General features: G+C 50.3%; 25 protein-coding genes. 11 read left to right on the top strand and 14 right to left on the bottom strand.

The features are described from left to right. Positions 1-19: 19 nt before the first annotated feature. The 4 genes from CXF87_RS05855 to flgA all read right to left on the bottom strand — a co-directional run bounded on the left by CXF87_RS05855 (position 20) and on the right by flgA (position 2,378). A complete protein-coding gene (locus CXF87_RS05855; RefSeq protein ID WP_101145859.1) occupies positions 20-760 on the bottom strand; it encodes an SDR family NAD(P)-dependent oxidoreductase in 741 nt (246 codons plus the stop codon). Positions 761-836: 76 nt separating this feature from the next. Further along, on the bottom strand, positions 837-1,286 hold the full coding sequence (locus CXF87_RS05850; protein ID WP_101145858.1) for a flagella synthesis protein FlgN: 450 nt from the start codon (positions 1,284-1,286) through the stop codon (positions 837-839). 12 nt (positions 1,287-1,298) lie between these two features. Then, on the bottom strand, positions 1,299-1,625 hold the full coding sequence (gene flgM / locus CXF87_RS05845) for a flagellar biosynthesis anti-sigma factor FlgM (RefSeq protein WP_217908853.1): 327 nt from the start codon (positions 1,623-1,625) through the stop codon (positions 1,299-1,301). 36 nt (positions 1,626-1,661) lie between these two features. Next, entirely contained in the window at positions 1,662-2,378 is a 717-nt protein-coding gene (gene flgA / locus CXF87_RS05840) for a flagellar basal body P-ring formation chaperone FlgA (RefSeq protein ID WP_101145857.1), read from the bottom strand. A 202-nt stretch (positions 2,379-2,580) separates the two neighbouring features. Here flgA and flgB point away from each other — a divergent pair, with 202 nt between their 5' ends. From flgB to flgL, 11 genes are all read left to right on the top strand, one after another. Next, entirely contained in the window at positions 2,581-3,015 is a 435-nt protein-coding gene (flgB, locus tag CXF87_RS05835; protein WP_101145862.1) for a flagellar basal body rod protein FlgB, read from the top strand. 31 nt (positions 3,016-3,046) lie between these two features. Then, positions 3,047-3,457, top strand: coding sequence for a flagellar basal body rod protein FlgC (gene flgC, locus CXF87_RS05830; protein WP_101145856.1), 411 nt, complete (start codon positions 3,047-3,049; stop codon positions 3,455-3,457). 2 nt (positions 3,458-3,459) lie between these two features. Then, entirely contained in the window at positions 3,460-4,149 is a 690-nt protein-coding gene (locus tag CXF87_RS05825; RefSeq protein WP_101145855.1) for a flagellar hook assembly protein FlgD, read from the top strand. 34 nt (positions 4,150-4,183) lie between these two features. Beyond that, positions 4,184-5,695: a flagellar hook protein FlgE gene (gene flgE / locus CXF87_RS05820; protein WP_101145854.1), complete on the top strand. Its 1,512-nt coding sequence runs from the start codon at positions 4,184-4,186 to the stop codon at positions 5,693-5,695. A gap of 31 nt (positions 5,696-5,726) precedes the next feature. After that, positions 5,727-6,485 carry a flagellar basal-body rod protein FlgF gene (gene flgF / locus CXF87_RS05815; RefSeq protein ID WP_101145853.1) on the top strand — a complete coding sequence of 253 codons (759 nt, stop codon included), beginning with the start codon at positions 5,727-5,729 and terminating at the stop codon, positions 6,483-6,485. 50 nt (positions 6,486-6,535) lie between these two features. Further along, positions 6,536-7,318: a flagellar basal-body rod protein FlgG gene (gene flgG, locus CXF87_RS05810; protein ID WP_101145852.1), complete on the top strand. Its 783-nt coding sequence runs from the start codon at positions 6,536-6,538 to the stop codon at positions 7,316-7,318. A gap of 35 nt (positions 7,319-7,353) precedes the next feature. Then, entirely contained in the window at positions 7,354-8,043 is a 690-nt protein-coding gene (locus CXF87_RS05805) for a flagellar basal body L-ring protein FlgH (RefSeq protein ID WP_101145851.1), read from the top strand. A gap of 61 nt (positions 8,044-8,104) precedes the next feature. Continuing rightward, positions 8,105-9,235, top strand: a complete 1,131-nt coding sequence (locus CXF87_RS05800) for a flagellar basal body P-ring protein FlgI (RefSeq protein WP_101145850.1) — start codon at positions 8,105-8,107, stop codon at positions 9,233-9,235. After that, positions 9,235-10,269 (top strand): flagellar assembly peptidoglycan hydrolase FlgJ, encoded by a 1,035-nt coding sequence (gene flgJ / locus CXF87_RS05795; RefSeq protein ID WP_101145849.1) that lies wholly within the window; start codon positions 9,235-9,237, stop codon positions 10,267-10,269. The genes CXF87_RS05800 and flgJ overlap by 1 nt, the downstream gene beginning before the upstream one ends. Positions 10,270-10,342: 73 nt before the next feature. Beyond that, the gene (flgK, locus tag CXF87_RS05790; protein ID WP_101145848.1) at positions 10,343-12,259 is read left to right on the top strand and encodes a flagellar hook-associated protein FlgK; all 1,917 of its coding nucleotides are present in this window, start codon (positions 10,343-10,345) and stop codon (positions 12,257-12,259) included. Positions 12,260-12,277: 18 nt separating this feature from the next. Beyond that, positions 12,278-13,576, top strand: a complete 1,299-nt coding sequence (flgL, locus tag CXF87_RS05785; RefSeq protein WP_101145847.1) for a flagellar hook-associated protein FlgL — start codon at positions 12,278-12,280, stop codon at positions 13,574-13,576. Positions 13,577-13,639: 63 nt separating this feature from the next. Here flgL and fliR read toward each other — a convergent pair whose 3' ends face one another. The 10 genes from fliR to fliI form a co-directional block, all read right to left on the bottom strand. Then, positions 13,640-14,431, bottom strand: coding sequence for a flagellar biosynthetic protein FliR (fliR, locus tag CXF87_RS05780; RefSeq protein WP_101145846.1), 792 nt, complete (start codon positions 14,429-14,431; stop codon positions 13,640-13,642). Positions 14,432-14,435: 4 nt separating this feature from the next. Then, positions 14,436-14,705, bottom strand: a complete 270-nt coding sequence (gene fliQ, locus CXF87_RS05775) for a flagellar biosynthesis protein FliQ (protein WP_101145845.1) — start codon at positions 14,703-14,705, stop codon at positions 14,436-14,438. 69 nt (positions 14,706-14,774) lie between these two features. Beyond that, complete coding sequence (gene fliP / locus CXF87_RS05770) at positions 14,775-15,587, bottom strand: flagellar type III secretion system pore protein FliP (protein ID WP_101145844.1); 813 nt, start codon at positions 15,585-15,587, stop codon at positions 14,775-14,777. A gap of 8 nt (positions 15,588-15,595) precedes the next feature. Beyond that, a complete protein-coding gene (gene fliO / locus CXF87_RS05765) occupies positions 15,596-16,039 on the bottom strand; it encodes a flagellar biosynthetic protein FliO (RefSeq protein WP_101145843.1) in 444 nt (147 codons plus the stop codon). Next, a complete protein-coding gene (fliN, locus tag CXF87_RS05760) occupies positions 16,036-16,557 on the bottom strand; it encodes a flagellar motor switch protein FliN (protein ID WP_101145842.1) in 522 nt (173 codons plus the stop codon). The genes fliO and fliN overlap by 4 nt, the downstream gene beginning before the upstream one ends. Next, positions 16,554-17,609 (bottom strand): flagellar motor switch protein FliM, encoded by a 1,056-nt coding sequence (fliM, locus tag CXF87_RS05755; RefSeq protein WP_101145841.1) that lies wholly within the window; start codon positions 17,607-17,609, stop codon positions 16,554-16,556. Before fliM ends, fliN begins: the two co-directional genes overlap by 4 nt. 21 nt (positions 17,610-17,630) lie before the next feature. Further along, on the bottom strand, positions 17,631-18,107 hold the full coding sequence (gene fliL / locus CXF87_RS05750; RefSeq protein ID WP_101145840.1) for a flagellar basal body-associated protein FliL: 477 nt from the start codon (positions 18,105-18,107) through the stop codon (positions 17,631-17,633). Between the two features lie 175 nt (positions 18,108-18,282). After that, a complete protein-coding gene (locus CXF87_RS05745) occupies positions 18,283-19,752 on the bottom strand; it encodes a flagellar hook-length control protein FliK (protein ID WP_101145839.1) in 1,470 nt (489 codons plus the stop codon). A 19-nt stretch (positions 19,753-19,771) separates the two neighbouring features. After that, a complete protein-coding gene (gene fliJ / locus CXF87_RS05740) occupies positions 19,772-20,224 on the bottom strand; it encodes a flagellar export protein FliJ (RefSeq protein WP_101145838.1) in 453 nt (150 codons plus the stop codon). Then, the gene (gene fliI, locus CXF87_RS05735) at positions 20,221-21,627 is read right to left on the bottom strand and encodes a flagellar protein export ATPase FliI (RefSeq protein WP_101145837.1); all 1,407 of its coding nucleotides are present in this window, start codon (positions 21,625-21,627) and stop codon (positions 20,221-20,223) included. The genes fliJ and fliI overlap by 4 nt, the downstream gene beginning before the upstream one ends. Positions 21,628-21,638 lie beyond the last annotated feature (11 nt).

The following is a 21,638-nucleotide window of genomic DNA, read 5'->3' as shown; positions in this document are numbered from 1 at the left end:
AAAGAAAAACATTTCACTCTTACCAATCAATAGATTGGCCATCCCAAGCCCAAAAAGTACCGTTATCATCAGGTGTTCGTTGAGCGATGACTGCCAGTAACTGCTCTGCAACAAATGCAGGCGTGAAGAGCTTCTCGTCAGGCACCCTTGATTGAAAAGGTTTAGAGAGCGCTGTATCGGTGGTGCCAGGGTGCAGGCATAACACGGTGCATTGTTTGTTAAGCCGCTTGAGCTCTATTGACGCCGTCTTAAGCAGCATGTTATGCGCTGCTTTGCTGGCACGATAGCTGTACCAGCCGCCTAGCTGATTATCCTCGATTGAACCAACCCGCGCAGAAAGGCTGGCGATCACTGTAGGGTGTGTCCCTTTGAAAGAGTCTTTCAGTGCCGCCAGTAGCAAGATAGGCGTAAAGGCGTTGATATTCATTGTCTGCGTTAGGCTTTCAACACTCAGCTGATCCAGTCGCTTTTCAGGAACCAGTTGTTTGGCTTCATCATGAAGTATGCCAATGGCATTAAAGAAGAAGTGAACAGGCCGGGCAGCCAATGCATTTTGAAGTGCCTGCCTATCCTGTTCTTGAGAAACATCAAGCATCAGGTGAGTAAGGCGTGGGTGGTCAATTTGTGATGGTTTACGGCTTACCGTAATAATGTGGCCGACCTGGGAGGAAGAGAGTAGCTGCTGAATGATGGCAGCACCTATTCCTCCCGATGCGCCAACAACCAGCGCTGTATAATGATGAGGCAGCAAATAGAACATGGAAAGCCTTTGGAATCCTACTAGTGAGGAGGGCTTTCATTGAAACGTTATGCAGGGAACTTGTCGAGGGAATATATCAGGCGGAAGCGTTGATTCTGCCAGGTTGAGCACTATTACGACCATCCGGCTTATACAGCGTTTTTTCTGCAATTTGGCGGATGTAATCCAGCATTGCCTGGTTATGCTTCATTCGTACTGACAGCATTTGTCCCGTCAGATCATTCATGCGTGAGGCGCGCTCACTTTTTTCAAGCAGGCTTTCCCATGCTGTTTGACAGCCAGCATCAACAGCTGCTGATCTAGCGCCAATAGCACCTTCATCATAACCGAGGCGTTTCTGTACATTGCGGCGCACAGTTTCAATCCGCTCTAGCTCGGCTAATAATGACTGCTTCTCGTGTGCGACTTGAGCTAACGCATCGCCGTCAATGTCACCTTGCGTCAAAAGGTTTTGCTCGTTGGACAACAACGAAATTAACGCATCAAGGCGCTGCCGTTGGTCGGTAAGCAAAGATGCAAGGCTCATTTAAAGCGTCCCCTATAAATCTTTAAGATTGGCAATTAAACCGTCAGCAATTCGGTCCGCGCGCATTTCCAGGCGCCCTTCACGAATAGCGTCTCGAATCTCTTCAACTTTGGCGGTATCGATATCCTGAGACTCATCAATACTCGATTGACTCAGTTGGGTCGACTCACGAGTCATGCCGCCCGGTGTGGCTGGCGATACGCTCTCCGCTTTTTGCGTTTCATCCCGCTGCTGCGTAGGATTCGAGCGTAATAGCGAGTTAATGTTATCAATTTTCACGTTGTCTGCCTCATCGTCAACGTCGATGCGCTTGGCGCCTAGTGTAGCTTGTATAGCCATATATCGGCAGCGCAGGGTATAACTTTAGGCGATGCGTTAAAAATCCACCACCAAAACACCTCGATCAGTGACGCGGGCAGTCATGATTTCGCGTGATCCAAAACGCACCCTTACTTGTTCACCAAGAGCGCCATTTTCTAGCGCCTCCCCTTCGCGTGAAACGCGAAAAGCTGAACCTTGCGCTACGACAGTAACGCGCTGCCCACGTTCAACCAAGTCAGGAGCTTGTAAGTAATGAGCCAAAAAAGCGCTACCAGTGCGAATGGGGCGCTGGGTGATTTTACCTATGATGTCTTCTTCAGCCGTCAAAGCTTGCGCCGAAAGATCGCCTAAATTACCACCACGTTCGCTGAGCATATTCGAGGTAATCAACGTGCCTCGCTCAATATCTCTCGCTGCCACCACATAACTACCAATGACATCAATTTGAGCCTGTAAGTAACGCACTTGTCGGCCGTTTTCACCGCAACGTACCCCAACGGAAACGCGGCCCAAGGGGGCTTGGTTTGCGTTGGGTAAAAAGGGCTCTGGTTGAATGCATTCCGGCAAATGTGGAGAAGGTGGCCGTAGATCAATCACCACTTCCTCGCCTAATGCCTGGGTTTCCTGATACAAAAATTGGTGTACTTGCTGAAGCAGGGCGTCGTCATCAGCCTGAACCTTAGTCAAAGCTGTAACGGCTAGCATTGCCAATAAAAAAATCACTTGCCAGTAGCAAAGCATGCTTGGCTGAGTAACGTGCTTTCGTAGCATGGAAGGGGCCACTTGCTGAAGAGCTTGGGGAAGTAGGCTGATGAGGCTACCGGTCAGTCAGTGTAACGAAAAGGTAGCAGCCGTATCACGCGAAATGCTGGTGGAAACGCCAGCTGTTCCATGCTTTAGGCTGACAGTTACAGACGTATTCTTCATCATCAACAAAATCCATTTTATTTTTTGCCTCAACGCGAGGGTCGGCATGATTGATCAACTGGAATCTGCCTTTAACTATCATCAGCAAGCAGTCGGTTTGCGCCAGGCACGCCACGAAGTGCTGGCGGCGAATATAGCCAATGCCGATACGCCTAACTATAAAGCGCGTGATATCGATTTTGCTAGTGAGCTGAAAAAAGCAGTAGACGGTACTCAGAATGCATCCAGTAATACCGGCGGCGGCCTGACGTTGGCGCGTACCGCTGGTAGCCATATTGCTGGAGAAGGCCCCGCATGGCGCGGAGCGGGCAACGCCGATTTACTTTACCGCATTCCCGACCAGCCTAGTTTGGATGGTAATACGGTTGATATGGATCGTGAGCGCACGCAGTTTGCTGATAACGCTGTTCGTTATCAAGTCGGCCTCACGATGCTCAACAGCCGTATTCAAGGGCTGAAAAATGCCATGCAGCCCGAATAACCAGGCCAAATTAGTGAGGAGTTAAGCAACGATGTCGATGTTCTCTACGTTTGATATTGCCGGTTCGGCAATGAGTGCCCAGTCCCAGCGAATGAACGTTACCGCTAGCAACATGGCCAATGCCGATAGCGTTGCCGGGCCTGATGGTGAAACCTACCGAGCAAAACAGGTCATGTTTGAGACTCAGGCACAAGGCAACCGCTATGGCGTTGGCGGTGTGCGAGTGACCGAAGTGGTGGAAGACGACTCACCGCTACGCATGGAGTATATGCCCAACCACCCGGCAGCGGATGAAGAGGGTTACGTAGCAAAACCCAACGTTGAGCCAGTACATGAAATGGTCAATATGATTTCTGCCTCGCGCTCCTATCAAGCCAACGTTGAAGTGTTTAATACCAGTAAGCAGATGCTGATGCAGACGCTGTCGCTGGGAGAGGGCTAACAATGAGTACTATTGATCCAACCACGTTGTCGAATATCAATGGTGGTGGTATTCAGCTAAAGCAGAGTCAATCAGACGAGCTGCGTAATAGCTTTATGACGCTATTGATTACGCAATTGCAAAATCAAGACCCGCTTAAACCCATGGAAAACGCGGAGATGACGTCTCAAATCGCACAGATCAACACGGTAAGCGGTATTGAGCAGCTGAATAGCACGTTACAGAGCATCACCAGCCAAATGGATGCCAATCAGGCATTGCAGGCGAGCGGGTTGATTGGCCAGGGGGTCATGGTACCTGGGCGTCAAATCATGTTGGAGCAAGATAGCGAAGGTCAACCTTACTCAACACCTTTTGGGATTGAATTAGACCAGCCCGCCGCCAATGTTCAAGCGACGATAGTTGGCCAGGGTGGCCAAGTTATTCGCCGTTATGATTTAGGGGCAGTTGATGCGGGTGTGCAGTCTTTCAAGTGGGACGGGGAGAATGACCAGGGCGAGGTGGTTGCCAGTAATCGCTATGCCGTTCAGTTAGAGGCGACGGACGCTGAAGGCGAAGCCATTGAATCAACCGCGCTTAACTATGCGATCGTCAATAGCGTGACACCTAACGATGTTAACGGTGGTGTTCGGCTGGACCTAGGGGCGATTTATGGTCAAATCAGCCTGAATGATGTTAAACAAATCCTTTGATTTAGTAACATAAATTGTCTTCTAGGAGAATGAAATGAGTTTTTCTCAAGCACTAAGCGGTCTGAATGCACAGTCAGAAAACCTAAAGATCTTAGGTAATAATATTGCGAACTCGCAAACGGTCGGCTTTAAAAGCTCAGGTGCAATATTTTCTGATGTATTTGCCGGTGCAAGTAGCCAAGTGGGCCTGGGCGTAAAAATTTCAGATGTTCGTCAAGACTTTGCGGCAGGTGATTTGGAAACCTCGGGTCGCACTTTGGATCTGGCAGTGGCTGGTGAAGGTTTTTACCGGGTTGAACAAACGAGTGGTGAAGCCGCTTATACTCGAAATGGTCAATTTAGCCAAGATAATGAAGGCTTTTTGGTGAATGCATCAGGCCAGCGGTTAACGGGGTATGGTCTTTCTGATCCTAATGATCCGTTTTCAGCTGTTGTGCCAGGAGGAGCCCCTGAAGCGCTAAATATTTCATCAGCTGACATTCCTGCAAAGGCTACTGCGGACGTGGCAGCTACCTATAATTTGAATGCCAGTACAGTACCAGGACAGGGTTTGCAGCAAGCAACTGTCCAAGCAGTGGATGGAAATGGTGATTTAATCACGGTTGATAACGACGGTGCTTTTGATGCAACAGGCGATCCACTTGAACTCGATGTTTCGTATCACTTTTCCAATAGTTTCACTACGTTCGATTCCTTGGGAAATGAACGCAATATTACGATGTATTATGAAAAGGTAGATGATAATACCTGGAAAGCGTTTCAAGCTGTTGATGGGAAGCTTTCATTTGATGGAGTGGATAATGCTGCGCAAGATCTGGAGAATTCGTTCTGGCTGAAGTTTAACAGTAATGGACAGCTTGCTAAATATAGCGATCTTGATGGGGCAGGGGCTGGACTTAGAGATGAAGACGATATAGTTGGTGTCGCTGATGCCGGTTATCGGCTTGCTTTTGGTACGGCTACTACCCCAGTGAATCTTGATGTAGATAATGCTTCCGCCAATGGTCAAGATGCGACTCAAGCATTCAACCAAGCCTCGGTAGACAATGCAGGCCTAACGAAAGCCTTTGCAAATTTAGAATTTATTGTGGGTGATGGTGCTGATCCGCTTAACTATGATTTTGCACTGACTGGAACTACCCAGTTCAACAATAACTCTGTGCAAAATACACTGACGCAAGATGGTTATACCTCCGGCAGCCTCGCTGGGTTAGAAATAACACGCGATGGTCGTGTTATTCGTATTTATACCAACGAAGAGCGCCGTGATGCAGGGCAAATTGTATTAGCTAACTTTGCAAACGAAGAGGGCCTCCAGTCTATAGGCGACAACGCATGGCGCGAAACCAATGCCTCAGGTATCGGCATTATAGGTACTGGTGGTACCGGCGTATTCGGCACCATTGAGTCTGGCGTGTTGGAAAACTCCAACGTTGACCTAGCAAAACAGCTGGTGGATACCATCGTTGCCCAGCGTGCTTACCAAGCGAACTCGACGTCGATTAGTACCCAGGACGAGCTCCTGCAGACCATTATTAATCTTTAATAGTCGGTCAATCTTGTAAGGAGTAAGTACCGTGGATCGAATGCTCTATACCGCCATGAGTGGCGCCAAAAACAGTATGGATCAACAGTCGATAGTGAGTAATAACCTATCGAATGTGAGTACTACTGGTTTTCGTGCCCAGCTACAGACTGCTCGTTCTGTGCCCGTGCAGGGTGAGGCGTTGCTGGCAACGCGGACGTCAGCGGTGACCACCACGCCCGGCAGTGACTTTTCACAGGGGCCCGTTGAGTTTACGGGGCGCACACTTGATGTCGCGATGCAGGGCGATGCGTGGATGGCAGTGCAGGCGGACGATGGTACCGAAACCTATACGCGGCGCGGCGATCTCCAAATTGACAGTGATGGGGTTCTGCTTAATGTAGGGCGCCCGGTGATGGGGGAAGGTGGCCCTATTGCCGTGCCGCAAGGCGCGCAAGTCTCTATCGGTGCCGACGGGACCATTAGTGCCATTCCCGAGGGCGTAGGGCCAGAAGCGCTCGTCGAAGTAGGGCGGATTAAGTTAGTGACACCCGAAGAGGGAGCGCTAACCCGTGGTGAGGACGGCCTGTTTCGTGCACCTCCTAATGAGGAAGGTGGACCGGGCGCCTTGCCCGCCGACGAGAATGCCAAGCTAGTGAGCGGCGCGCTTGAGGGCAGCAACGTGAGTGCCGTCGATGCCATGGTTTCAATGATCGATGTGGCACGCCGTTACGATATGCAGATGAAAGTGCTCAGTACCGCTGACGAAAACGCCCAGCGTGCCAACGGCATTCTATCTATTCAAGGTTGATGTTGGCCATTCAATGCTGATGTGAGTCAGTCGGCCAAGGGAGCATAATTATGATTAAGTCATTGTGGACCGCTAAAACCGGTCTAGAGTCGCAACAAACCAAGCTAGATGTCATTTCAAATAACCTGGCCAACGTCAGTACCAATGGCTTCAAACGCTCACGTCCCGTGTTTGAAGACTTGTTATATCAAAATATGCGTCAGCCAGGGGCTCAGAACAATATTCAGGATCGCCTGCCCTCAGGCATGCAAATTGGTACCGGTGTTCGCGCGGTGGCCACTGAGCGTTTGCATACCCAAGGTGGTTTAGAGCAAACGGAAAACTCGCGTGATCTAGCCATTGATGGCGAAGGCTTTTTTCAGGTATTGATGCCCGACGGGACTAATGCTTATACCCGCGACGGCAGTTTTCAGCTAAACGAAAATGGCCAGATGGTGACGGCTAATGGCTATCCCGTTGAGCCTGCTATTTTCTTACCTCCCAACGCACTGTCAGTGAATGTAGGTGAAGACGGTACGGTGAGCGTCCGCCAGCCAGGCGTGGCTATTGATAATGAAGTTGGGCAAATCACCGTCAGTACCTTTATTAACCCGGCAGGTTTAGAAAGTGTTGGGGGCAACCTCTATCTTGAAACAGGGGCCTCAGGCGCACCTAACGAAAATATGCCCGGAATGAACGGCGCTGGGCGTCTATTCCAAGGCTATGTAGAAACGTCCAACGTTAATGTGGTTGAAGAAATGGTCAATATGATTCAGACCCAACGCGCCTATGAAATTAATAGCAAAGCGGTCTCTACCAGCGATGAAATGTTGGCACGCTTGAGCCAGCTGTAACGGTTTTTCAATAAAGTTTACTAACAGGTTGCGTCATGCTGGAGTTGCACCCAATGTTACGTCGTATTGCACTAGCTGGCTTGGCGCTCTTAATACTGGTGGTTGCCGGGTGCGCTCAAATTCCAAGAGCCTCAGTGGTGGGAGAGCAGGAGCAGATCAGTATTGTTGATCGTCCACCACCCATCCCTAATGGCTCTATTTATCAGGCAAGGCAAGGGTATCAGCCGCTTTTTGAAGATCGCCGGCCGCGCTCGATTGGCGATATTTTGACCATTGTGTTGGATGAAGAAGTCAGTGCGAGCAAGAATTCGCAGTCCAACGCAGGTCGTAGTGGCAGTGCTAGCCTGGAATTGGCAGAGCTTCCAGATATTCTCGATACTCTTGCTGAGTACGGCTACGATGTTTCCGGTGAGAACGATTTTACCGGCAGTGGTGGGTCGCAGGCGAATAACTCCTTTACCGGTACGATTACCGTATCGGTGTTAGAAGTCATGAATAACGGCAATTTACGTGTACGGGGCGAGAAGCAAATTGCCATCAATCAGGGAACGGAGTTTATCCGTTTTTCAGGCGTGGTTAACCCGCGCACGATTACCGCACAAAATACCGTTCCTTCCACTCAGGTGGCTGATGCGCGTATTGAGTATGTGGGTGACGGTTATATCAACGAAGCGCAGCACATGGGTTGGCTACAACGTTTCTTCTTAAACGTCTCGCCATTCTAGCCCCTATTTGGAGCTATCAATGTTAAAGCGACCAATAACACTGTTACGACGGGCAATAGCGATGCGATTAAGTGGTTATCGAACAAGCAACACCTGGTTGGTTCAGCTGGGTGTCTTAGTGCTGATGTGTTCACTGGCACTACCCGCCCAAGCGGAGAGTGTTCGCGAGCTTTCGAGCTTTGCCGGTGTCCGCGATAACCAGCTGGTGGGCTATGGGTTAGTCGTGGGCCTTGATAGCACCGGTGACCAAACAACCCAGGCGCCTTTCACCAGTCAAAGCCTGACCAACATGCTTTCCCAGCTTGGGGTGACGGTACCTGCAGGTACGAACTTACAATTGCGCAACGTGGCTGCAGTGATGGTAACGGCTGATCTCCCGCCATTTTCCAGGCCGGGCCAGCGGTTGGATATAGTGGTTTCGTCGATTGCCAATGCGCGCAGCTTGCGAGGCGGTACGCTGTTAATGACGCCGCTAAAAGGTGCCGACGGGGATACTTATGCGATTGCCCAAGGCAATATGCTCGTAGGTGGGGCGGGTGCACAGGCTGGTGGCAGTAGCGTTCAGATTAACCAACAGGCCTCAGGCCGTATCCCCAATGGTGCCCTGGTGGAAAGAGAAGTGCCGCTTAACCTGGGCAGTAACGGTGGGATGCTTGAATTACAGCTCAACGATTCCGATTTTGGCACCGTTCAGCGCATGGTGACGGCGATTAATAACGAGTTTGGCCAGTCGGTTGCCTACGCACGAAATGGTCGAGTCATCGCCCTGGATGGCCCTACCGATGACAATGCAAGGGTCAACTTTATGGCCCGTGTCGAAAACGTTCAGGTAACACCTACTGAGGCACCAGCGCTTGTTGTGCTGAATTCACGTACCGGCTCGGTCGTAATGAACAGTGCCGTCACATTGCGAGAAGCGGCGGTAGCCCACGGCAGTCTGTCGATCATGATTGATACCCAGTTTGGCGTTAGCCAGCCTAACCCGTTTGGCGAGGGAGAGACGGTCGTCGTACCTGATGCGGATATTGAAATTGATCAGCAAGAGGCTTATCTGCAAATCGTAGAAGGCGCGCAGCTCAACGAAGTGGTCAATGCATTGAATGCGTTAGGCGCCACACCCCAGGATTTAATGTCGATTCTAGAAGCGTTAAAAGCATCGGGTTCGCTACGCGCTGAGCTGGAGGTCATTTAATGAGCGCGAATGATATGAGCAGTCAGTTCGCCCTGGATGTGAGCGGCTTTCAACGGCTTCAACACACCGCCCGAGTCGACCCTGAAGCTGGCGTAGATGGCGCAGCCCAGCAATTTGAAGCGTTGTTTATTCAGATGATGATGAAGAGTATGCGCGAAGCGACACCCACCTCAGGACTGATGAATAGCAGCGCGACGAATACCTATCAATCGATGCTGGATCAACAGTGGTCCCAAGTGATGGCTTCGCGTGGCATGGGCCTTGCGGATGTTCTCGTTGAGCAGTTAGAGCGCCAAGGTGCTATTTCAAAAGCAGAGCCAGCAGCCAATGCAGATCAAGAGCTGCAAGCCCTAATCGCCGGTATTCCCCGTGGCACGCCCCGAATACTTGATGACTCTTTCTCGGTAGATCCGGGCGCTACTGGCACAACAAGCTCACAGGGCAGCGGGCAATTCCTGGCTGAGCTTGAGGCCATTCGCCAAGGTGTGGAGAAAGGTAATACAGTCGATGAGTCCGCGTTAAATCAGCGAGAGCCGACAGCTTCAGGTCACATTGACCAATTTATGCAAACGTTAGCGGCGCCAGCCCAGGCGGCTAGTGCCAACACTGGCGTTCCTGCTGAATTAATTTTGGCCCAGGCGGCGTTAGAAACGGGCTGGGGTCGGCACGAAATTGCCACTCGCAATGGAAATAACAGCCATAACTTGTTTGGTATCAAAGCAGGTAGCCATTGGCAGGGCGAAACAACTGACATTGTGACGCATGAATATATCAATGGGCGACGTACTCCGGTAGTCGACACATTCCGCGTTTACGAGTCGTTTGAGCACGCTTTTACCGACTATGCCAGCCTGATCAGTAATAACCCGCGCTATGCCGGTGTTGTCCAGGCACCGAGTGCCGAGCAGGCAGCGCAAGAGTTACAGCGTGGTGGTTATGCCACTGACCCGCGTTATGCCGATAAACTAGTGGCAGTAATGAAGTCGATGGGGCCGCTTAACGCGGGTGACGATTTCCTGGCAGATTCTCGCTAGCCCTTTCCTCAAGTTTTTTTGCGCACTGCCGATACTTGTAACATGTATAGGTATCAGCCTAAGGAATTGAACCATGAGCATGTTTTCGATTGGGTTAAGCGGCCTTAATGCGGCACAGAATGCCCTGAATACGGTTAGTAATAATATTAGTAATGTCTATACGCCTGGCTACAATCGGGAAATTACGGTTCTTAACGAAAGTAATAATAACTCTGGCGTGCGCGTCGCGGATATTGAACGACAATACAACACATTTGTCGCTGCTCAGCTGAATAATGCCAAATCCCAGTCTAGTGCTCTAAATGTTTATAGCACGCAAGTCACGCAAATCGATAACTTGCTTGCCGATCGTGAAGCTGGTTTGGCACCATTGATGCAGGATTTTTTTTCCTCCCTTGAAGATTTGGCCAGCGCACCTTCTGACCCTGCATCGCGCCAGGGTGTGTTAGGCTCTGCTAATACATTGTCTGCCCAGTTCCGTTCGTTTGATGGTTATCTCCAAGATTTGCAGTCAGGTGTTAATGGGCAAATAAAAGATGAAATCACTCAAATTAATAATACGACGACTCAAATCGCATCGATTAACCGTGAAATTTCTCTAGCAAGAGCGCAATTAGGTGAAGCACCGAATAGCCTATTAAATCAGCGTGATCAGATGATTTCCGAGTTAAACGAAAGATTGGATGTGCGCCTTAATATCCAAGATGGTAAAACCTATAATCTAACTCTTCCTAATGGCCAGCCGCTTGTTACCGGTGATACCGCTTATAAACTTGAAGCGATAGAGTCGCAAAGTGATCCGCAAAGAGTGGTAGTGGGTTACCGAGAGGGAGCCCAAGGAAACGGAAATTTAGTTGCTTTAGACGAGGGATTGATTAGCGGTGGCGCGTTAGGTGGTTTGATGAGCTTTCGCTCAGACACGCTAGATAAAACGCAGAATCAAATTGGCCAGTTAGCCTCCTCATTGGCATTAGCTTTTAATGAGCAGCATCAGCAAGGAGTAGATTTACAAGGAGATCAAGGCGAAGCGTTTTTCAGCTTAGGTAAGCCAAATGCTTACTTTAATGCTGAGAATGGTGGCAGCGCTAGCGTTGAAGCGACTTTTGACCTGGAAGATATCAGTGCATTAAAAGCGACCGATTACTCTATTAAAGTGACTGACGCTGCAGCTACACCACCAACATTTGAAGTTACTCGTAAAGATGATGGTTCGTTAGTCGATGTTGAATTCGAGGATACTACAGACACGCTAAGCTTTGGCGGTGTCAATGTCGTTTTTACGGATCTTAATACGGCTCAAAACGGAGATCGTTTTGAAGTACAGCCCGTTCGCCGCGCCGCTGGCGGTATGGATAGCAATATTACGGATCTAGATAAAATTGCTGCGGCCAGCTTGGTTGAAAGTAAAGGTGATTTGGACATTAGCGAACTAACTGCTGCAAGCGGTGCTTTTAGCGATAACGAGAGTTATGAACTAAATGTTGACGATACTGGTGACCTGGCGGTTATGCCGACAACACCAACAGTGACCGTTACACGGGGTGATTCAGTCCTTACTTCTGGTACACCTCTGGAAGCGGGAGACAAAATCAGTATTGACGGTCTAAGCTTTACCCTGGATGCACTTCCAGTCGGCGAAGCTAGTCTTGTCATCAGCCGAAGTGACGCTAGCGCGGGCGATAATCGTAACGCCCTGGCACTGCAGAATATGCAGGCTGAATCGATTGTGGGGGGGAGTGCTTCTGTCAGCGGTGCTTATGCATCTATTGTCAGTGATGTAGGTAATCGAACTAATATTGTTCAAGTTAATTTAGATGCACGCCAAGGTTTAACCGATCAATTAAAGGCAGTACAGCAGTCTGAATCAGGCGTTAGCTTAGATGAAGAAGCTGCTAATTTGATCCGCTTTCAGCAGTATTATCAAGCGAACGCACGTGTGATTGATACGGCTTCCAATATTTTTGACACCATTTTAGGTCTGCGAAGCTAACTTATAGGAGTCTATTTCATGCGCATTAGCAGCGTAACTATGTACGACCAAAGTACGGCTTCTATTAATCGTCAACAGAGCGATTTCTTGAAAGTTAGCCAGCAGATTGCCAGTGGCCGACGGGTAGTGAATCCTTCTGATGACCCACAAGCTGCTTCACGGGCAGTGGGCGTAGACCAGTCAAAAGCCGTTACACAGCAGTATGCCGATGCGCGAGTATCGGCACGTAATTCGCTATCACAGACTGAAAGCATCTTAAACAGTGTTAGCGATGCGGTGACTAGCGCCAAAACACTCTTGATTCAAGCATCGAGTGACACGCTGAGTGACGTGGATCGTGAGTCAATCGCCAGTGAGCTCAAAGGCGTTTATGAAACGATGCTGGGCCAAGCCAATGCCACTGATGGTAACGGTCGTTACCTGTTTGGGGGCTATAAAGATAATGCCCCGCCGTTCGTAAAGTCAGCCGATGGCAGTGTGCAGTATCAGGGCGATAGTAATGTACGCGAACAGCGCGTGGATGCTTCGCGGCTAATGCCGGTTAACGATAATGGCGAGACTATCTTCAAGAGCGTTCCAAGCGGTGCGGGCTATATAGCTGAGTCGGTCAAGACTAGTGCCCAGGGCGAGCGCCTAGTTGGAGAGGGCGCTAGAAACGATGGCACCGTAACATTCACTGGTCCGCAGATAAGTGATGTAAACGCCGAGGGCTACGGTGACAATTACCGCATTGTATTCACTGAAAATACTGGCGCTGACCCTAAAAGTGAGTTTATCTACCAAGTACAGCGTTTTGAAGATGATGAATGGCAAACCGATGCTGGTAGTTTGGTTGCTGAAGGTGAATATACGGGAGCAGGTCAGCAGTTATCCTTTGGCGGTATTAATATTACGTTAGAGGGTGAACCAGCTAAAGACGATGAGATTTTAGTGGCACAAGCTGGTGGGGACGTTCGTGGTGCTGATCTCTTTCGAACCATGGAAGAAGCTATCAGGGTTTTGGATTTTCCAGCGGATGATCCAACCAAAAAAGCTGACCTGCGCAACACTTTGAATACTGCTATGCGCGATCTGGACAACAGCCTAGATAATGCCCTAACCGTACGCGCTTCTGCTGGTGCGCGGCTCAATGAGCTTGATGTTATTGATGCTGTCGGTAGTAACCGTATGCTGAACTATGAGCAAACGTTGTCCGATCTGGTCGATCTTGATTACGCAGAAGCCATTTCTGAGTATAGCTTGCGCCAAGTAGGTATGCAGGCAGCGCAAAAAGCGTTTGTCGATATTAAAGGCTTATCGCTATTTAACTATATGTAACGAGCGTTTTGTTCTTACACGGTTTACTAAAAAACCCCAGGCTTTACAAAAAGCATGGGGTTTTTACGTTAAAGGTGCCATTGTTTCGATTAGGTTTTGCAGAAAGTCTAATCCTTGAGTAAATAGCCGCTGCAGAAAGCGGCTAATATCGGTCATTAATACCATCATCAATATCAGACCCACGATGAGCGAGGTAGGGAAACCAATATTGAAGACGGTGAGCTGAGGGGCGGAACGGTTCAGTATGCCCAATGCCAGATTGATGGTTAGTAGGGAGCCCACTAGCGGCAGTGCCAATAACATACCCGCCGCAAAAATCGTCCCCGCGTAGCGGGCTAGCAAAATAAACGCATCTGGGTTGAACGTCCCAATGCCAATGGGTAGCGTTTGGAAGCTCATAATCAAGGTTTCAAGCACCATTAAATGGCCATTCATCGCCAAGAACATGAGCAGTGTGATCATATAGAGAATACGCGATAGCACCATAATGTTGGTGCCGCTCGCTGTATCAAAAAAGCTCGCAAATGCTAGGCCCATTTGAAGACCGATAAAGTCCCCGGCTGCTTGAACAACCGCAAACATGATATGCATGACGAGACCCATCGCCAAGCCAATCAGTATCTGTTCGATCATAATGCCGACGCCAGCCCAGGACATGATGGCGATAGCCGGCATAGTTGGTAGAATCGGCGCAATCACAAAGGCAATGAGGGCAGCAAGGCCGACTTTGGCTTGATTGGGAACACTCGAGTGCCCCCAAAGCGGGGAGGCGGCCATAAAGGCAGTGATGCGCGCAAACGGCCATAAAAAAGCCACTAGCCACCCTTGTAGCTGTGCGAAAGTGACTTCGACCATCGGCTTACATCACCATATTAGGGATGTTGGTAAATAGGCGGTGTGTAAAGTCAGTAATTAAGCCAATCAGCCAGGGGCCAGCAAACACCAGCACCGCAAACACGGCAAGGATTTTAGGAATAAATGTCAGCGTCATTTCATTTATCTGAGTCGCGGCTTGAAACAGACTAATGATAAGGCCGGTGAATAGCGCTGCCAGCAGCATGGGACCAGCAAGGAGAAGCGTTACACGCATGCCTTGGTACGCAATGCTCATCACCATTTCAGGGGTCATCGTAGAAATCCTATGTGGCGTATAAAACGCCACGGCTTATTTGATATAAAAAGCTATTTCAACAACACGCTATATCATGTAAAAGCTTTCAGCCATCGAGCCAATAATAAGCTGCCAACCATCCACTAAAATGAACAGCATCAGTTTAAAGGGTAACGAGATTGTGATGGGCGGTACCATCATCATCCCCAGTGCCATCAGCGTGCTGGCGACAACTAGGTCGATGATTAAGAACGGAATAAAAATAGTAAAGCCAATTTGAAAAGCGGTTTTCAGTTCGCTGGTAACAAAGGCAGGCAACAAAACACGCATAGGCAACTCTTCTGGTCCTTGCATAGGGCCTACATCCGCCAAGCGAACGAATAAAGCCAAGTCGGGCTCGCGGGTTTGGGCAAGCATAAATTCACGAAAGGGGTCTTGGGCAAGTAATAAAAACTCTTCAAAATTTATTGTTTCATTAGTCAGTGGCACCCAGGCGTTGTCATAGACCTGTGCCAATACCGGCGACATAATAAAAAAAGTTAAGAACAGTGCGATCCCCAAGAGCACTTGATTGGGCGGTGTTGCCTGGGTGCCCATTGCTGTACGCAATAGGCTAAGCACAATGATGATGCGTGTAAAACTGGTCATCATCAGCAGCATTGAAGGTAAAAACGCTAGCGAGCTCAGAAAGAGCAGGGTTTGCAGCGAAAGCGACCACTGTTGCCCGCCATCCTCTAAGGGCTGCGAGATAATCCCGGGTATTTGCTGAGCATGCGCTGGCGCGGCGATAAAGCACACAACCATAGCGGTAATCAGCCATAGCCAGCGCTGACTACCACGGTTAGCAATATAATCTTTTGAAACACATGGCTTAAAAAAACAGGGCCAAGAAAGGTGCATCCATTGCCTCATGGCGTCTTATAGGGATCGGAGGGAGCGGCTGACCCTTTGCGCTGGCTAGCGGCTAGCGCTTTAGATAAGCGTCGCGCAAAGCGCGAAGACGGAGGAGATGAGGCGGTGGGGGCGCGCTCTTCTGGCGCCGGGCGTTCGTGTAACTTAGTAATACGTCCCCCGCCAACGCCAATAACCAGCCATGTATCTTCCACTTCAACGATGACAACACGTTCACGGTTGCCCACCGCCGTGCTGCCCACGACACGTAAGTGAGCGCCATGACGAGTGGTGTGGTTGCTCCAACGCTTTAAAAGCGCCGTACAAATTAAAATGATCGCAATAACGAGGGCTAAAGCGGCGGCGGTTTTACCCAGCATAGCCATGCCCACTAATGACTCGCCCCCATTGCCTAGTGCATCAAGCGAGCCATTCTGCGCCGAGGTGGTAGTAACACTCATCGGTTCAATTTGTGAATTCGTTCGGAAGGTGTGACGATTTCAGTGATACGAATCCCGTATTTATCTTCAATAACAACGACTTCCCCTTGAGCAATTAAATAGCCATTAATCAAGATATCCATCGGCTCACCGGCGAGCCCTTCAAGCTCAATAACAGAGCCTTGTGCTAACTCCAGCAATTGCTTAATGGTTAGCTTGGTACGACCTAACTCCACAGTGAGCTTCACCGGGATATCCATGATCATCTCAAGCTCACGCGCCTGCGAGGAACCGCTGTCTGGGCTTAACGGGCGAAACACGTCATCACTCGCGGCTTTAGCGGGCGCTTTGGCTTCTGGCTCGTCAGCAGGCTCTTCTGAGCTCTCTTCAGCGGCTTCCTGCTCTGCCATGGCAGCTGCCCACGGATCTTCCTCTTCGCTGGCGGCGTCGGCGCTGGAGGCCGTCTCTTCTTGCTCGGACATGGCATCCGCCCAATCGTCTTCAGAGACGTTCTGATTAGGCTTATTGGGATCAGTCATGCTTTGGATTCCTTGGCTTTCTGTCGCGTAGGCACTTTAATAAAGTCTTTGGACGATGCGCTGTTCATAGCGGCATGGTCGATCAGATGTAAGACACGCAGCGCATGCTGTTGACGTTGGCTGCCGTACTCACACTGCATAACAGGCACACCATCCACACTGGCTGTAATTGAGCTTGGAATTTCTAGTGGGAGGACATCACCCTTCTTTAGCCCCATTACATGGGCGATACGGCTGGGTATCTGCGCAAACTCTGCCACCAACTCTACTTCTGATTGACGTAGCTCACTCGCCATACGGCGCGACCAACTGCCATCTTGGTCGTGGTTACTATCGTTGATCGGGTTGGCCAATAAATCCCGCAACGGCTCGATCATGGCGTAAGGCATGCATATCTGGAAATTGCTTGATAGATTGCCAACTTCAATATTGAACTTGGTATTCACCACGATTTCGTTAGGTGAGTTAGTGATGTTGGCAAATTTTGACTGTACTTCTGAGCGCAAAAAACTCACATCAAGTGGGTAAACGACCTTCCAGGCTTCTTGATAAGCATCAATTGCCAGATTGAGCAGGCGCTGGATAATACGTTGTTCAGTGTTGGTAAATTCGCGGCCGTCCGATTTAGTGACAAAACGACCATCGCCACCGAAAAGGTTGTCCACCACCATAAAAACGAGGTTAGGTGGGAACACCACAAGTGCAGAGCCGCGCAGCGGCTTCATCGACACAATATTCAGGTTCGTGGGTACGGGAACATTGCGAGAAAATTCGCTAAAGCTTTGATAGCGTACCGACTCTACTGTGATGTCTGCACTACGCCGTAATAGGTTAAACAGCCCGTTACGGAAGTAACGAGCGAAACGCTCATTGATGAAATCCAGCGCATGCAAGCGCTCACGAATAACGCGATGCTGAGTCGCCGGATCGTAAGCGCGAATACGCGATTCATCTTGCGTTTGGGAAGAGGAAGGCGATGACTCATCGTCTCCGCTAACACCCTTTAGCAGGGCATCAATTTCTTCCTGGGACAGTAGATCGTCCTGTGACATGAACGGCTCCAGTTCCCGAGGTTATTGCACAATAAATTCAGTGAATAAAACTTCACGCAAATCAAGCGGCGGCTGATTTTCCGTTAACGGGACGTTTAGTCGGTCAACAATCGACTGAGCAAGCTGCTGTTTACCTTCCGTTGAGGTAAGTTCATCAGCCTGCTTGCCGGAAAGCAGCATTAATAAACGGCTACGCACTTGGGGCATATGTTCTTCAAGAATGACTTTGCTTTCCTCGTTCCCAACGCGAAGGGTCACGCCTGTATAGAGTAAACGTGAGCCATAGCCGTCATCGACGAGGTTGACGGTAAAGGGTTCAATGCGCATAAAAATGGGCGTCGCGCGCTCCATCGCCTGCTGCACTTCTGCCGTTTCTGTACCATCTTTACGCTGGTCGATTACCATATAAATAGCGACCGCTGCGCCTATCGACGACAGCAGCACCAAGATAATCATTATCCAGAGCAGTTTTTTTGACCCGCCGCTTGTTTCTGCCATTTGCGATTCCTGTGAACTCCATGCGTATCACTAGCAAAGTATTATGCCTAAAGCGCATGCTGGTGATGAAATGAACAGGCTTGTTTGGCAAGCCTATCTTTTGGTTTAGTTATCTCGTGTGCTCGGCACCAGAATAATCATACAGAGTCAGGCGACCCCTATTAAGCGTAAAGGGCTAAGCGTAAAGGTCGACTCGTCCATCGATGATCAGTGGGCTGCTTTCGGCACTTAACGAGAGTTTCTCACCCTCGCCTTCATCGCCACTGTCACTGCCTATTCCTGTGCCTCGTCCACCGCCTGATTGGGCAAAGCCCTGTGCATTAGGGTCTCGCTGTTCTCCTACCGATGTCTCGCCTAGCGAAATACCTTGTTCAGCCAATGCTTCCCTTAATTGAGGAATCGCTTGTTCAAGTACTTGTCGCACCTGAGCATGGGCGGACAAAAAGTGTGCTTGCGCCCCTTGTTCACCAAATTTTAAAGAGATAGATAGCGGCCCTAGCTCTGCTGGATTCAACTGCATTTGGACGTGTTGTTCGCCCCCACGCTGTGAAATCTGCACCAACTGTTGGCCAAGCTGTTGTGGCCAGGCAGGGCTTGTAAAGGGCGTTGTTAAGGCAGCGGGTGTCGGGGCGACTGTGGGAGTAAACCCTTGTGCAGAAGGTGTTGAAGCTAACGGACCACTGCCAGCGGCTAACGAAAAGCCTGTAGGTAAGTGCTCACTGGATTGACTTCCTTTTGGTGCTCCCTCAAGCGTCATTAGAGCCCTCATTAGGGCTTCGCTGCTGATCTGTGAGGTGGCGGCAGCGCTGGTATTAACTTGCGCAAAGAAAGTATCAGATTGAGCTCGTGGAGCAGCCTGAATGTCCATAGCCGGTGCAGGAGCGCTGGTTAAGCGAGCTGTATCAACAGGCAAGGATTGATCGCTCTGACCACCCTGGCGTTGGGCAATCAGGCCATTTAGCGCGGAGACCAACTGTGCTGCTTCAACTTGGCTAATATTAAGCTGCTCGGCGACAGTCTCTAGCGCTAGAGAGGGGCTGCCATCCTGTGTAGAAGCAGTAGCTAAAGGCTGGGCGCTTTGAGCTTGGTTCATCAGGGAATTCAATGCTGCTGCAAGCTCGTTGACTTGATCCTGATTAATATTTAACTGTTCTGTAATGATCTCGAAGGCAGCCGGAGTCATTGGTGATTCAGGCTGTGCTTGAGGGCTACTTTCAGAAAATGAAGCCATTAGGGCGAGACGAGCAGCAATCTCGTCAAGGGGCGTGGCAGATTCCGCACCCTTAAGCTCCAGCGTGTCTACTTTGATCTTTGAATTCGGCAGTTCAAGCTGAGCCAGTAGATCAGATAAGTCGCTTTCACTGAGATCAAGCCCGAGTGCTTCAAGGACGGCGTTCAAATCCTCGCTATCCATTTCTAGCGCGTCAGATAAGAGGCTACCGAGTGTATTGAGCTGTGCTTGGTGTGAAGCTGTCTGTAACGAGCCATTCTCACTAAGCGTAGGTGCCGACAAGCGTTGCGCGGCAGAAGCTTGTGAAAACGCCTGCTGGAAAAAACCGTTGGGAGAATCTTGCCGGCTGAAAGTGCCATGAGACTGCGTCTGAGGCGAGCTTTGGCTGGCTGAAAGCAACTGGTGAATAGTCATGGTCAGTTCCCTGGCACCGCTAATGCGGAGTGTCGTTATGCTGACGAGCCAAACGGCTAGTCACCAGATCATCGTTAGTTTTTTGTTCATGACGCTCGCTGCGGCGGTGCTCTTCTAACAGTCGACGCGACGCCAGTGTATCGTAGGAAGAGAGCTTGCGCTGCTCTTGTTGCCAGTTCTTTTGACTCTGCTGAACGCTTGCCTGCTGTGTCGCTAACGCTTGCCGGGCACGGCTTAGGGCTGTATCCAGCGAGGCTAGAAATTGTTGATAGTTGTACATGGTGGCAGGGTCAATGCCATCGCGCATCGCTTTCTGCAATCGCTCAGCATACTCGGCTCGGTAACTCAGCAGCGACTGTAGTTGAGCGGTCGTTTGCTGCTCTGTTTGTCTCTCTTGCGCTAGTACTTTGCCCGCTTGATCGCGAGAGTCTCTGGCTAAGTCGGTTAGCATTTCGAGTTGCGATGTACTCATGTACGCCCTCCCACCAGTGAGCGCAACGCTTGACGAGAATCGGCAAGCGTTGCGCTCTCATTAATATTTTGTTGAAGGAAGTTCTCTAATGAAGGGAACCGTTTCACCGCCTCGTCGAGCTGTGGGTCGTGACCAGGGCTGTAGGCACCGACACTAATAAGGTCCCGGTTACGCTGGTAGCGCGAAAACAACTGCTTGAAAACACGCGCTTCCTGGAGTTGCTCAGGAGCGGTGATCGAGGTCATCGCCCGGCTGATGGACGCTTCTATATCAATGGCAGGATAATGTCCTGCTTCTGCTAACGTTCTTGATAACACAATGTGCCCGTCTAAGATGGCGCGAGCAGCATCGGCAATCGGGTCCTGCTGATCGTCGCCTTCCGTAAGAACTGTATAAAACGCTGTTATCGAACCGCCGCCGCGCTCAGCGTTGCCTGCGCGCTCTACTAAACTAGGTAATTTGGCAAACACTGACGGCGGATAGCCTTTGGTGGCGGGTGGCTCACCGATAGCCAGGGCAATTTCCCGCTGGGCCATGGCATAGCGAGTCAGCGAATCCATAATCAGCAGCACATTACGGCCCTCATCGCGAAAGCCTTCCGCTAGGCGGGTCGCGTAAGCCGCGCCCTGTAAGCGTTGCAGTGGCGAGGTATCAGCGGGGGCCGCCACTACCACGGCACGCCGTCGACCTTCCGGGCCTAAAATATTGTCGATAAAGTCCTGTACTTCACGGCCCCGTTCACCAATCAAGCCAACTACAATCACATCGGCCTTGGTATAGCGAGCCATCATCCCTAACAGCACCGATTTACCTACCCCCGAACCTGCAAAAAGCCCCATCCGTTGCCCTCGCCCTACGCTTAGCAGCGCATTAATTGCGCGGATGCCGACATCGATCTGTTCTTCAATAGGGGCGCGTGAAAGGGGATTAAGAGAGGGCGTGCTGAGTGTTGCACGAGGCGTTTCTTCTATGTTTTTGAGTAAGTTTTCGCGATCATCAAGCGGGTTGCCGTTGCCATCAAGCACGCGGCCTAGCAAATCTTCGCCTATTGGGAATCGCCGTGCGCTGTTGCTACCGCCTTCATCCAATGGGGAAACGCGTGCGCCAGGCATTAACCCGGAAACCTCTTCTAGCGGCATTAAAAAAAGTTTGTCACCGGCGAAGCCGACCACCTCGGCTTCAGCGTGTTTGTCACTATCAGCCAAGCGACCATCACTGCCCGGTAATTCAATGCGACATGCGCTGCCGACGGCCACTCGTAACCCGACCACCTCAATCACCATACCTGTCGCGCGAATGACGCGACCGCTATTGCGGTAACGCGGCAAATGACTGACGCGCTGCTGCGTGCGTCGCACTGCCTTATTCCAGCGATGTTGATGGGGACAGGTAGTATCTGCCATAGCGTATATGC

It is taken from the genome of Halomonas sp. MES3-P3E (assembly GCF_002836035.1).
GTDB lineage: Bacteria > Pseudomonadota > Gammaproteobacteria > Pseudomonadales > Halomonadaceae > Vreelandella > Vreelandella arctica.
Note: the sequence above shows the minus strand (reverse complement) of the source record. Positions and strands in the feature narration are given on the sequence as shown.

Coding starts and splice junctions, on each gene's coding strand:
- CXF87_RS05855 (WP_101145859.1), bottom strand. CDS start 760: ATGTTCTATTTGCTGCCTCATCATTATACAGCGCTGGTTGTTGGCGCA.
- CXF87_RS05850 (WP_101145858.1), bottom strand. CDS start 1,286: ATGAGCCTTGCATCTTTGCTTACCGACCAACGGCAGCGCCTTGATGCG.
- flgM (WP_217908853.1), bottom strand. CDS start 1,625: ATGGCTATACAAGCTACACTAGGCGCCAAGCGCATCGACGTTGACGAT.
- flgA (WP_101145857.1), bottom strand. CDS start 2,378: ATGCTACGAAAGCACGTTACTCAGCCAAGCATGCTTTGCTACTGGCAA.
- flgB (WP_101145862.1), top strand. CDS start 2,581: ATGATTGATCAACTGGAATCTGCCTTTAACTATCATCAGCAAGCAGTC.
- flgC (WP_101145856.1), top strand. CDS start 3,047: ATGTCGATGTTCTCTACGTTTGATATTGCCGGTTCGGCAATGAGTGCC.
- CXF87_RS05825 (WP_101145855.1), top strand. CDS start 3,460: ATGAGTACTATTGATCCAACCACGTTGTCGAATATCAATGGTGGTGGT.
- flgE (WP_101145854.1), top strand. CDS start 4,184: ATGAGTTTTTCTCAAGCACTAAGCGGTCTGAATGCACAGTCAGAAAAC.
- flgG (WP_101145852.1), top strand. CDS start 6,536: ATGATTAAGTCATTGTGGACCGCTAAAACCGGTCTAGAGTCGCAACAA.
- CXF87_RS05805 (WP_101145851.1), top strand. CDS start 7,354: ATGCTGGAGTTGCACCCAATGTTACGTCGTATTGCACTAGCTGGCTTG.
- CXF87_RS05800 (WP_101145850.1), top strand. CDS start 8,105: ATGCGATTAAGTGGTTATCGAACAAGCAACACCTGGTTGGTTCAGCTG.
- flgJ (WP_101145849.1), top strand. CDS start 9,235: ATGAGCGCGAATGATATGAGCAGTCAGTTCGCCCTGGATGTGAGCGGC.
- flgK (WP_101145848.1), top strand. CDS start 10,343: ATGAGCATGTTTTCGATTGGGTTAAGCGGCCTTAATGCGGCACAGAAT.
- flgL (WP_101145847.1), top strand. CDS start 12,278: ATGCGCATTAGCAGCGTAACTATGTACGACCAAAGTACGGCTTCTATT.
- fliR (WP_101145846.1), bottom strand. CDS start 14,431: ATGGTCGAAGTCACTTTCGCACAGCTACAAGGGTGGCTAGTGGCTTTT.
- fliQ (WP_101145845.1), bottom strand. CDS start 14,705: ATGACCCCTGAAATGGTGATGAGCATTGCGTACCAAGGCATGCGTGTA.
- fliP (WP_101145844.1), bottom strand. CDS start 15,587: ATGCACCTTTCTTGGCCCTGTTTTTTTAAGCCATGTGTTTCAAAAGAT.
- fliO (WP_101145843.1), bottom strand. CDS start 16,039: ATGAGTGTTACTACCACCTCGGCGCAGAATGGCTCGCTTGATGCACTA.
- fliN (WP_101145842.1), bottom strand. CDS start 16,557: ATGACTGATCCCAATAAGCCTAATCAGAACGTCTCTGAAGACGATTGG.
- fliM (WP_101145841.1), bottom strand. CDS start 17,609: ATGTCACAGGACGATCTACTGTCCCAGGAAGAAATTGATGCCCTGCTA.
- fliL (WP_101145840.1), bottom strand. CDS start 18,107: ATGGCAGAAACAAGCGGCGGGTCAAAAAAACTGCTCTGGATAATGATT.
- CXF87_RS05745 (WP_101145839.1), bottom strand. CDS start 19,752: ATGACTATTCACCAGTTGCTTTCAGCCAGCCAAAGCTCGCCTCAGACG.
- fliJ (WP_101145838.1), bottom strand. CDS start 20,224: ATGAGTACATCGCAACTCGAAATGCTAACCGACTTAGCCAGAGACTCT.
- fliI (WP_101145837.1), bottom strand. CDS start 21,627: ATGGCAGATACTACCTGTCCCCATCAACATCGCTGGAATAAGGCAGTG.